The organism is Bacteroidota bacterium, assembly GCA_016711505.1.
In the GTDB taxonomy this organism is placed as follows: domain Bacteria; phylum Bacteroidota; class Bacteroidia; order AKYH767-A; family 2013-40CM-41-45; genus JADKIH01.
Genome location: JADJSV010000017.1, coordinates 536,187 through 548,466 on the forward strand (window position 1 = coordinate 536,187; position 12,280 = coordinate 548,466).

Below are 12,280 nucleotides of genomic sequence, written 5' to 3' on the forward strand. Positions count from 1 at the left end.
CGTAGAGTTTTAATTTATGTGTAAGTTGCGCTTATTTTATCTCTCCTTCTCTAATTGTCAGTCCTACTAATTTATAACCTTTGTCTGTTCTAAGAAATTCATAATTGTTTTGTGGAAAGTCATTTTTGTCATTGTAAGAAATGATGATTGACATTGTTGGATAGATCCAATCTTTCGGCTCGCCGCAGTTATTAAAATATTTTTCAAATTCTTCCCCTTTATAAATAAAAGGATTCAGTCCATCATCTGAAATAAAGTAATCTGTATTTGGCTGCAGGATTTCCAATAGTTCGCTTTTTATAACCGTAAAGTTGTCCGAAATGAGTTTTACTTTATTTGCTTTTACTCTACCATGTTGTGATTCCCAGTTAATGGTATCGTAAGAAATATCAATCAATTTTTCTTTGGTTAGATCGTTTAACAACTCTTTTGTAATCCATTGTCTGAATTCTTTTTCAAAATCTACAAACGAATAATATTTTCCTTCAACTGATCTGAAGTTCACCCTGGTCGAATCAGATGTGGGTTTGTCAGAAATTATTAGCGAATAAAAATTCAAGTGATCTTTGTATATGAAATCATCAATAAGAATTTTATCCGTGGTATCAATTACCTGCCACTTACCACCTTTCCAACTTGGATGCTCATCATTCTCATCAATATAGTGTTTCTCTGCACCTATCAACCCAGTCGACATTCCATTGACAACTTTGGATAAAAAATTATACTTTGCAGGAATTACGATATCACCATTCCTGTTAAACATACCCGCCTTATCAGTTTTTCTATCTCTGAAGGTAATAAATCCTTCGCTCTCGCATACCGGACTGTTATCGTAAAACTCTAAGCTGTCATTACCAAACTTTTTTCCTGCTTTTGTCAGATAATAACTTTCCCATTTCCCGTTTGTTTCATCATTAACAGCAATGATTTCATCAAACTTTCTTAGTTCAGGAGTTTGTCCAAACATTGTGAAATTCAGTAGTGCTAAGAGATATGTCAGTAAGTTAAACTTCATTTGGTTTAGGAGCACGTAATAATTGCAGCAAACGTTTTGCAGTTCCCTGAAGGTGGCCATTTCAGGGCATTTCACTGTCGCCAAGCACAAACTTTGTTAGAAGCACAACGTTTAACTTGACCACTGAACCGCCACTTTTGGGTAGGTGTTGTTAGCTGAAGTTTTTGTCCTTTGGCATAGGTGGTAAATCAAAATACAGTCGGACTTTATTTATATTATCTAAAATAAAATGCATATGGTCTTTTTCTCTATTTTCATTCCACAATTTGGTTATCGCATCATTAATGTTGTTATATATATCATCATGTAAATCTGTTACTTGCCAATACCACTGACCTTTACGCCCAGTTTCCTTTAATTTTAAAAGTCCTAAAGCATTAAGTGGAGAAAGAAAGCCAAGAATATAATCCTTACTAATATCACATTTTTCAGCTAAGTCCTTTGTTTCAAATTCTCTTTTCGAGTCTTTACCTAGTTTTAAAATATAGAGAATAAGCTGTCCATTTATTGAAGTTTTGGTTAAAATGTTTTTTATGCTCTCAGTCTCAATTGCATTTGACTTAATAAATTTAGTTTCCACTGTGCCCAAACTTTTTCACTTAATTGACTTAAGAGAAGCTGTGTCGTATCAGTTTTTTTGCTTATTGTCTCAAGTAAGTCTGGCATTCTATCAAATTTCCGTTTTAGGTCTTCAGTAATTGTAGACAGAGATTTAGTTGAGTCGGAAATATAGTTTGAAGCGCTATCGAGCTTAGCAATATTATGTCCAAATGAATTGTTTGAATATACTGCATAAACAATAGCTAACACAGCTAATACCAGCGATGAAATTGTAAGAGCAAATGAGATTAACTCAACTAGTCTAGGAATATTACCCCATTGAATTGTGACAAGACAAATTATTACTGCAATTAGGATTGCAATTATGTAAGTAACATGGATTCTACTATTGTTTTGCATTGTTTAATTTGGTTTAAAATTTCATCTAACGTTTAGCATTGCCGAAGCATTATTTTTTTACCGAAATATAAAAATAAAAAGAGTCAAAAAATAATGTTTTGGCAATGCGGTGTTATAGGGCGTTTTTTATTTCATTTGTTAAGTTCGGTCGCTGTTATGTTTTCAAGTTTGTCTAAATTTTATGACACTTTTATTTAGCAAATAATAAGTACTAATTGAGCTTATAAAACATAGTGACCAAGCAATAATTTCTGCTGTCTTTAAATCATTGTGTTTCCATCCACTTAAAGCCAAATAAATAGTCGGTGTCGTTAATGTAAGGAGAATTCCAGTTGTAATCACAGCGAACGAATTTCCTGTTATAAAGAGCTTTCTTGTAAAGTAAACAATCGGGTAATAGGTCACAAGACTTAGAACTAAGGGAAGTATATTGTAGAATAAAGAAACACCTATCATGTCAAATAAAGACATATCAGGCGCGCCAGGAAAGGCGCTGATTGTTTCAGGAAGATATGTTTCATTTGTCAAGTTATACTTCATGATTACAAAGTGAAACATCATAAATGATAGGTCTTTAATAATAATATGGAATGGAAACCATTTCATGTCAGTTGTCTCAATGTGTCATTTTTTAAAATGTCCTATAACATTCGGATTAACGCACCTCATTTCGTCACCCCCCTTATTAACGCAACTCCACAAAAAGTATCCAACCTCTATTTACGCTTATCTCCCCCAAACCTACTCATAAAAAAAGCCGGAAACAAATCCCGGCTTTACACTTTAATTTCGATAAATCAACAGCCGCTTATTCATCCGCTGGTTCGGATTTTCTACCTCAAGCAAATAAAAACCATCTGAAATCAAGTCCGGTAAATCAAGCCTAACAGTAGAGAAATTATCTGCCATAAAAGAGAATACTAATTTTCCGGTAATATCAATTATTCGAACGGTTGCTCCACGAAGATCAAATCCACTTGAAGTAATTGTGATCTTGCCGGTAGCAGGATTTGGATAAATAGAAATACTTTTGCCTTCAGTAAGATCCTTTACTCCTGCAATCACCGGCTGCCTCTTCCTGATCTCACCGCAGAACTGACTGAACAAATACAATGAACCACCTGGTGAGTTTTTCAGAATATAAGATTCTGTGGTGATCCAGTTGATACCTGTGGTTTCTGTTTGCCAGCTCTGAGCATTGTCTGTTGTGTAGGCAACATCGCCGTAAGCATTTGCAACCATACAGAAATTTCCATTCATGGCAAATGTAGTTGGATCGGGAAAATTGTATTGCTGCGGGAATGTAATTCCACCATCACTCGTTTTGTAGATCATACTGCCATCATGAAAATAGCCGTTCAGTGAATCTGCAAACTTAAACACGACACAATAGAATCCGAGATTGCTATTTACAAAATTCCAGTTGGAACCGCCGTCACTTGTTTTCAATAACTTTGTTCCGTTATCTAAAAAACCTGTCGTCGGATTTACAAATTGCAGATTCTGTCCGTCAAACAATGTATCGAAGACATGAAAATATGATGCTCCGTAATTTTTGAATTTTCTTAAGCGCGCAGCATTGTTGAGATAAAAACCGGTGGAATCGTTAATCAGTTCCAACGATTGAACTATAAATGATGAATCAAGATTGTGCATTGTATATGTTGCAAAACCGTCAGTGGTCCTCAACAATTGTACAGGTGCGCCGCCTTTGATCAGGTAACCGCTCAAACTGTCAGTCATTGCGACCTTATCGATGAAACCCCATCCGTTGATATGTCTTTTATCCCATGTGATGCCGCCATCGATAGTACGCAACACGCAAGCACCGCTTGTATCTGTTGCTGCTACATATCCAATGTTGTCTGTAGGAAATGCTGCGTCCCGGAATTCTGTATAGTTGTCTTGATAAACGGGGATCCATTGTGCAAATGCGTTATGCGTTGTAGTTGAAATTAATATTGCAATTAGTATTGCGAAGAGGTGAGATTTCATTTTTTTTCAATTTATAGTTAATGTGTATCCGGGGAAGATAAACACAAGAACACTTAGAGCACAATAAGAGCACGGAATTTTTTAAAACATTCTACCTATCACTTTTAAATAGACGATGTCTATAAAGTTTCGTTGTTATTTGTATTGAAAGCCATTCCGTGATCTTATTGTGTCCTTAGTGTTCTTGTGTTAAACCCTTCTCCCGTTCAATTTTTAATTACTTTTTTCGATTGCATCACTCCTCCGGATTGATTTTTAATCAGCAGAAAATAAATCCCGTCAGAAAAATCACTTGTATTTATTTTCACTGCATCACTCAAGGAATTTTTCAGTACAAGTTTATAAACAATTTTTCCGTTTACATCAACAATTTCAATCAATCTGTTTTCTATTCCACTTTGCAAATTAAGAACCAATTCATTTGAAAATGGATTCGGATAAACATTCCATACATCTTGTTCAACGATTGAAACTGCAGTCGGAAGCTAAGTAAACTCCCACCAGTCTTTCCGCGGAACAATGCTTCCATAATATCCCGTTCCTGCAAACACACGCCCGCTTGCTTTTTGTATAACAGGCGCAATGATTATCCCGGGATTAAATGCCGGACCAATTGCCCATGAATTTGTTGTTGCATCATATACTCTGCATCCAGGCACTCCAACGAAACTTGGGAAAATTAATTCCGCCGATCACGTACAAATTATTTCCATCCGAAAAAACTCCCGCTTCTGCACGACCACTTCCACCCATTGATGTAATTGCCGTCCAGCTATCGTTGTTGGGATCGTATTCATAAAAATCTGTATACGATGCAGACTGATCATCATTACCGCCTAAACCGATGTATCCTTTGTTGCCAATAACAGATGCTACTGCATATGCTCGAGTCGGACCGGGCAGACTTGCTTTTTGTGTCCAGATATTTAAAGCCGGAGCATACTCGTAAAGATCATCGTATGTAGTTGTGAAGGAACCATTAGGTGTAACAACAAAAGTTTGTCCGGTGCCAACATATCCTTTGTTACCAATACAAAAGCTGACGGCTTCTTCCCTCTCAAAGCCTGGAAAGTCTGCCAACTGTGTCCATGTATCTGAAACCGGTTCGTACTCCCAGAAATCTTTCAGGTAACCATTGCCATCATTTCCGGTTCCCATGTAAGCTTTATTGCCGATTGTAAATGCAGTGCATGCAGATCTGTTTCCTCCTGGAAAATCTCCTTTCTGTGTCCATGTATCCAAAGTCGGATCATATGCCCATACATCGTTGTATAAAAGTGAACCATCGTATCCACCCATAACATAGATCGTGTTGTTGATCGAAAACCCTGTGGCGAAAGTACGCACAGTTCCGGGGAGGTTCTGACGTTGGGTCCATTGGGACAATGCCGGTTTTGAGAAAGATGCCAGCAATAGAATTAATGCAATTGATCGTATTAGATTTTTCATGCGCGTGAATTATGGAATGTTAGAAATTGATTTGTTATTTGTACAAATCTCCAATGAATCTACGCTTAAGACAAGTTTTTCAGGTGGACAAAAGGTGGACACTGTTAGGAAAACCGTATTCTTCGGGTAAACAAAGCTCGATCTGGGTGAAAAAAGATTTAACACTGAGTTCACTAAGTTTTTGTCATAAGAACACAAGTGGTGAATATGTGTTCTTGTGACAAATTCTTAGTGGACTTAGTGTTAAAAAAAAATTACTTCCCGAATTTCACAAATTCACTTCCATTGTATTTATAAACCCCCGCATTATCCGTCGCAACCCAAATTCCTCCGGAATTATCCTTATAAATTGAAACCGGTAAAACTTTTACTTCGCCATCCATAACAATGTAGTTAGTAAGATCTTCGCCATTATAATTCCAAACACCTTCATTGTAATTCGTCATCCATAAATTTTCCTTGTCGATTACTGCTGATGTATAATATGGCAGAACCATTTTTGATTTCTGTTTCGATAAATCAATGGCGGGCAGTTTTTCATAGACCAGATCTGTTTTCGTTTTACTTGTACTGATTTTGTATTTGCTGATAATATTACTGAACCGGAAAAAACCTTCATTATCTTCTAAGATCGAACGAACCGCAGGAACCCGACCGTCATCGAGTACTGACAATTCTTTTTCGTAGATCCACTTCAATGATTCACCATCAAAACGGCAAACACCTTTTGATAATGTTCCGAACCAGATGTTGCTTTGCTTGTCCTTATAAATAGTATAAACGCCATGGGTTATATCATGCTCCAAAGAGTCGATGTCAGAAAATTCGAGATGATGTAAAGTTTCGCCATCATATCTGTAAGCGCCAAGGACATCGCCATTACCTTTAAACCAAAGTTCATCTTCTTGCAATTTCCATTGACTCATCATAGATTTGACAGGAGATAATGAAACAAATTTTTCGCCATCGAATTTTGAAACTCCGATTGGTGTATCGAAAAAAATATTTCCGGATTTATCTTCCTGAATTCCTCTGATCCTGTTTTCGATTAACCCATCTTTGTCTGTGTACTGCTTTATAATTTTTCCATCCCAACAATAAACTCCGGTTCCATTGCTGCCAAACCAGTAATTATTTTTCTTGTCCTGGAAAATTACCCAAATGGATTTATCAATTTGCTGAACAGTGCTGCCAATTATTTTTGCAGTTGCAGATTGGCCTTCAGCGTTTTTATTTTGCCCGTTGCAAGATGATATCAATATGCTAAGTAGAAATATTGAATTGAAAATTGATTTGATCATTCTCAAACTTACTGAAAATAATTTGCTTGCGGTAAATTTTTTTAACACTAAGAACACTGAGTTTTTAGCACAAGAGCACAGAAAAATCTGCGCCAAATCTGCGGAATCTGCGAGATCTTCGGGAGAAAAATAATTACGCTTAAAATATTTCCCGCAGAATTGCGCAGAACACGCAGAAAATCCGCAGAGATCCCTACGGGATTAATTTAAAATTAAATAAAAATACCTCGCAGAGGTTTCTGCGGATTTTCTGCGTGTTCTGCGCAATTCTGCGGGAAATAAAACATAGTTGCACGAAAAAAAAGGCCGGGAACAATCACCCGGCCTTTCGTCAAAAATATACTATAACCTTCATTCAAATTAATTTCGATTAATCACAAGTCGGTCGCTTACGAGTTGATTGGAACTGCGGATCTCTACTATGTAAAATCCGTTGGAGAGTGATGTTGGGATATTAAGAACTACCGATGAAAAATTATCTGCACCTAGCTTTGTTGAATAAACTAATTTTCCTGTAACATCTACGATACTCACCATTGCACCACGAAGATCAAATTCATTCGATCTGATAGTGATCTTATCTGATGCCGGATTCGGATAACATGAAATGTATTTGTTGCTTTTGGTTTCTGTAACCCCAACTCCTGCCCCACCTGGAAGAACTGTTGGAGTCAAACGAAACAGAAAAGTATCGAATAGTTGATTAATACGAACTATTGTATCTGAACCATAGAATACGAAATCATTTCCCAATGGAATTATTTTAGTTCGTGGTTGCGCTATCGGATAGATCACTGTATTGTTGCGTGTACCATTTGTCTGAACTAATCTTGTTGTCTGATCCATACCGCCATCAGGATACCAGCTCATTGCAAAAAATAAATTATCATTATAGATTGCCGGATATTTTACTTGGAATGGTACTACATCTTGCACGCCGAATGACCATGCTGAGCCTGCAGTCGTTCCGTCTGTCTGTGCTAATCCTGTTGAATCATTATCGGCTCCATTGAAGTAAATATAATTTCCTAAAGTCACCATTGCAGTTCTGACCAATAAACCATTGTTCATCGTAACCTGAGTTGTGCCTGCAACTGATCCATCACTTTTCCATAGCTCTCCACCAAATCCGGCATCATAAGATTCGAAATAAAATACTCCATTCAAATCGACTGCTGCATCCTCAGCATCATATGGAAACAATGTTGTTTCTATTCTGAAAGTTCCTGCAGCGGTTCCATCAGTACGCCACCAATGTCTTTGTGCTGCACCAATTCCACCGGCATCATCACCCTGGAAATAGAGTAATCCACCTGCCACTGTAAAATGCGGATGAATCGATGAAGTACCTGTACCGTCATCAAAAATTCCACGTACTCCCGGAATTATATCACTTACTAATTGTGTTCCTGCTGAAGTTCCATCTGTACAATAAAGTTCCCAGCCATGTGTGCCATCTGTTGCAGTGAAATATAATTTGCCATGATATTCAGTGAGGAAAGATGGATTTGATGAAACTGTTCCCGGATTGAGATCAATTACTTCTTGTGTTCCGCCTGTCGTTCCATCTGTTACCCATAGTTCATTTCCATTTGTCAGATTACCTGCATTCATATAAAGCAAGTTATTCATTTCACAAAAATCGGGAACTTTATAATCAGTAAAATCCCAACCTATCAGTCCCGGATTGAATTCATAAAGCATATTTGTTCCTGCATTTGTCGCATCACTCACCCATAATTCCATTCCATGAATTCCATCATCAGCATAAAAATATAGTTTGTCTTTATAAACGTGGTTTTCGTATTTCAACCCATCTGCTCCTGCTTGAGTCATGGAACTAAAGAGATCCGACGCGAAATTCGGGTTGATATCTTTTACCAATGCCGTTCCAGCCGGTGTACCATCAGTAGCCCATAGTTCGTATTCCCATTGAAGCGCACCTTCCTGACCATAGATAACTTTTCCGTTTACTGATTTCATACTGGGCCCATCAACTTTAGCAGGTACTATGATCGATACCTGACTGAAAGCCGGTGAAACTGAAATGCAAATCAGAATTATATATAGAATTCTTTTCATCGTGGATTTAATCTTTAGAAATTAAAATATGTTTGTCTGTTTAAATTACCTGTTCAGAGTGATCTTCTTCACTACCGTATTTTTTCCGGTATTCATTTTCAGAAAATAAATTCCTGATGGTTGTGATGAAAGATCCAATTCATTTCCTGAGATCTCAGCAGGAATTTCTTCACCAATTAAATTATATACTCTGAAATTCAAGATCGGATTTTCAATTGAATGAAGAGTGACCTTTCCTGTCGTAGGATTCGGGTAAATTTGAATATTTACTTGTGAATTCGCTTCATCTATTCCGGCATTCAATGGTGTGTGAAATGATCTCGATTCATTATAGCCATAAAATTCTCCGCCAAAAATAAACGAGTTCAATGAATCTGCTGTACTTCTGATGTTGTAATATCCATTACCAAATTGACAACAGATACCTCCGCCTGCATCTGTATTGATCACAAATGTGTAGCAAGAATTTGGATTTAAATTCCAGTTGTATGTATAGAAATTATTATTAAGAAAAACACCCGCCGGACTTGATGCAACTGTATCTTCGTTCTCGTCAAGTAATTTCCACGATGTACGTGAATATGTTCTTAGAAGATTAAGATCTAATGTCAGGTTGAAATCCGGTGCTTCCGGTGCAAGTGTAAGTGTAGCCTCCTGCGTATTTCCTACAGTATATGTTTCTGAAGGAACAATAACATTGAATTCATATTCTACTCCTTCAACCAGATTCACAGTTTCAAATGTTACATCTTCCGTTGCATCCTGTGCAAGATTTCCGGTCCAGTTTTTACTTTGAAGTACAACACCATTTGCACTGACTTCAACAGTTGCAGCTGTCATAGGAGTTGAACCCTGATTATATATACGCGTAACCGGATGTTCGCCATCGCAAAACTGACGGTCTTCTGTATCATATAAAGTTGCATCTATTGCTCCGTTATCAAATGGTAGCGGACAAAGTGCTTTCCAGCTTTGTAGAAATCCTTCATACGTTGTGCCCATTGGAATTCTTACACCATTAGTTGATCCCGGACAGTGTACGAATAATGTTGGATAACCATTCATAACATAGTTACTCTGAACTGCAGATCCTTGTCCGTATGGTCCGATGATAGGATACGGCGTTGTTGCAATCCAGTTTCCCATTGCTTGCAGACCCGCACCTGATAGGTTAGCCATACTACTTGTAGGATCGCCATCAACAAAGATGATAAAGAGGTCATCTGTTCCTTCGGGACCGAATTCATGGTAAAGTTTTTCCATAATGCCGGTAATATGAAAATCCCAGCAAGGAGCGCACCAGTTAGCGCTGATATCTACCAAAACCGTTTTTCCGGTATTTACAATGGAATCGATGTTGTAAGTGTTTCCATCTATGCCCGTCGCAATCCAGTTTTGATTCTGTGCACCGGCATTCAGACTTGTTAATACAAGAATGAAGAATGATAATTTTTTGATCATGACAATTTATTTCTAGGGTTTAGGGAAATCAAACATAGACAATTGAATCATGGCAAAAAATGGGGAATGTACAGGCGTAGGGGTTTGTTTATCCGACGTGCTAGTTGCGCAGGACTAGTTGCGCAGGATCTGAAGATCCTGTGCTAGCGAGCTGTGGATTTTTAATCCACAGCTGCGCAGGATCTGTGATCCTGGTAAGCGAGCTGTGGATTTTCAATCCACATCAAAGCCTAAAAAAATCATAATCCGATGATGTCACCACAGGCGGTGTCAAACACTCCACCTTTACCAAAGAAGAAAGTCCATAATAATCGCGTGCAGAACTATGAAGATAGTCCTGTTCATTACAAACGATTTTTCCGGCAACAGGATTGTTATGTATATATTTTAATTTCTGCCATGTAAATTTTTCTGAATATACCTCTATTGCATGATTTCCATCCTGCCATACTTTGAAAAATTGTGTCTTCGGATGCGTTTTTGCGGCAAAACCAAATTTATCAATGAGCCATTTGCGTCTACTTTCCTTTTCGTTAAGTATAACATCAATACACTTCTTACTGGTAAATTTTTTAAAATCCCGAACTACATCTGATAGTTGAATACCTTCATCAGTATTGGTCAATAAATGAAGATGACTAGGCATTAAACACCATCCATAACAATGGAGGCCTTTGTTTTCAATGCAATAGTTTAGAGAGTCTGTTATGACTTCCATTAAAGCCGGTCTTGTGAATAAATCAATCCACTCTACGACTGTCATTGTGAGAAAATATGATTTATCTTTTTTTATATTATATCGATGTCCTGTTTGCATGATTGATTTGTTTATCATGCAAAAATAAACTGTCTTTACATTGGGAAAACATGGGAAGCGGAGATACTACTTTTAATATACACTATTTATTAAGAGAATTAGTGTTTTTAATGTGGATTAAAAATCCACAGCTCGGTTGCACAGGATCACAGATCCTGCGCAGCGGTGAATCCTACAGCTCGCTAGCACAGGATCACAGATCCTGCGCAGTGGAGGATCCTTCGCAGCAACTTAATTTAAATTTTCAAAATCAAAAACTTAAAGCATAAGCTTTAATTCTTTCGCTGTTTTTTCATCACAGAGCAGGTAATTATAATAATCACTCTTCTTTATATGATCCGTTTGATGAATACCTTTATTTTCATCAATGTTAAAATACAAATAACCCATTCCTTCAGTCAGTTTTTCAACTTTTGCTCCGATCTCATTGTTGAGAATTTCTATCAACATCGTCGGACGAAACTCTTTCAAATAATCCGAAAAGCCTTCAAGCACTTCCGGTTCATGCGTCTCAACATCTATCTTCATGAGATCGATACGAGGAATTTTATTTTCTCTTATATAATTATTCAATGTGATCGTTTCTATTTCAACTTTTTCAACTTTTATGGAAGAAGGCAGATAATTGAAATTGACCGTTACCGACAAAATATGCTCCGCATTGGTATCATAGATAAATGCTTTACCGGCAAAATTAGAAACGGCCTTATCGACACAAACTACATCGTACGAATTCAATGCGACATTTTGCTTCAGCTTTTCAAAAACTCTTTGTACAGGTTCAAATGCATAAACTTTCGAATCCGGATTCACTGCTTTTGCTATAAGAGAAAATATTCCAGTATTTGCACCAAGATCCAAAACATATTCTGAACGTTCACACAACTTCAGCCACAAACCAATTGACTCCTTCTCCCAGCCATTCTTTAATCCACTCCAGAAAATTTCATTCTCGATCATGAAACCATAATGATTTAACTTGAAAGACTTTTTATTTCCTGCATCAACTTTGAAAACTCCTTTAAATGGTAAATGCTTATAAACTTTTTCGCCGGGATGAAATACGTTTTTTATCAAATAAAATAATTGTTTTTTAAAAGGTATCAAGTGATAAACTGATTTAATTATTTCTTTCATTAGAACAGAAGTTAAGAATTTAAATGTAATAATTAATGAGATAAAATCGGGTACAATTAA

10 protein-coding genes and 1 pseudogene are annotated in these 12,280 nt (G+C 37.0%); all 11 read right to left on the reverse strand.

All coding sequences use genetic code 11. The annotated features are described in order from the left end of the window. Nucleotides 1–31 precede the first annotated feature (31 nt). The 11 genes and pseudogenes from IPL24_15910 to IPL24_15960 all read right to left on the reverse strand — a co-directional run bounded on the left by IPL24_15910 (nt 32) and on the right by IPL24_15960 (nt 12,220). Complete coding sequence (locus IPL24_15910) at nt 32–1,018, reverse strand: hypothetical protein (GenBank protein ID MBK8365089.1); 987 nt, start codon at nt 1,016–1,018, stop codon at nt 32–34. Nucleotides 1,019–1,169: 151 nt separating this feature from the next. Next, nucleotides 1,170–1,598, reverse strand: coding sequence for a hypothetical protein (locus tag IPL24_15915; GenBank protein MBK8365090.1), 429 nt, complete (start codon nt 1,596–1,598; stop codon nt 1,170–1,172). Nucleotides 1,599–2,761: 1,163 nt separating this feature from the next. Then, nucleotides 2,762–3,973, reverse strand: a complete 1,212-nt coding sequence (locus tag IPL24_15920; GenBank protein ID MBK8365091.1) for a T9SS type A sorting domain-containing protein — start codon at nt 3,971–3,973, stop codon at nt 2,762–2,764. 206 nt (nt 3,974–4,179) lie between these two features. Beyond that, the gene (locus IPL24_15925; protein ID MBK8365092.1) at nt 4,180–4,389 is read right to left on the reverse strand and encodes a T9SS type A sorting domain-containing protein; all 210 of its coding nucleotides are present in this window, start codon (nt 4,387–4,389) and stop codon (nt 4,180–4,182) included. A gap of 69 nt (nt 4,390–4,458) precedes the next feature. Then, complete coding sequence (locus IPL24_15930; protein ID MBK8365093.1) at nt 4,459–4,632, reverse strand: hypothetical protein; 174 nt, start codon at nt 4,630–4,632, stop codon at nt 4,459–4,461. Further along, nucleotides 4,610–5,422: a galactose oxidase gene (locus IPL24_15935; GenBank protein ID MBK8365094.1), complete on the reverse strand. Its 813-nt coding sequence runs from the start codon at nt 5,420–5,422 to the stop codon at nt 4,610–4,612. Before IPL24_15935 ends, IPL24_15930 begins: the two co-directional genes overlap by 23 nt. A 254-nt stretch (nt 5,423–5,676) precedes the next feature. Beyond that, nucleotides 5,677–6,723 (reverse strand): hypothetical protein, encoded by a 1,047-nt coding sequence (locus IPL24_15940; protein ID MBK8365095.1) that lies wholly within the window; start codon nt 6,721–6,723, stop codon nt 5,677–5,679. 360 nt (nt 6,724–7,083) lie between these two features. Next, nucleotides 7,084–8,805 carry a T9SS type A sorting domain-containing protein gene (locus IPL24_15945; GenBank protein MBK8365096.1) on the reverse strand — a complete coding sequence of 574 codons (1,722 nt, stop codon included), beginning with the start codon at nt 8,803–8,805 and terminating at the stop codon, nt 7,084–7,086. A 45-nt stretch (nt 8,806–8,850) separates the two neighbouring features. Then, entirely contained in the window at nt 8,851–10,266 is a 1,416-nt protein-coding gene (locus IPL24_15950) for a T9SS type A sorting domain-containing protein (GenBank protein MBK8365097.1), read from the reverse strand. A gap of 301 nt (nt 10,267–10,567) precedes the next feature. Next, nucleotides 10,568–11,083 (reverse strand): annotated as a pseudogene (locus IPL24_15955) (transposase). A 258-nt stretch (nt 11,084–11,341) separates the two neighbouring features. Beyond that, the gene (locus IPL24_15960) at nt 11,342–12,220 is read right to left on the reverse strand and encodes an FkbM family methyltransferase (GenBank protein MBK8365098.1); all 879 of its coding nucleotides are present in this window, start codon (nt 12,218–12,220) and stop codon (nt 11,342–11,344) included. Between the last annotated feature and the right edge of the window lie 60 nt (nt 12,221–12,280).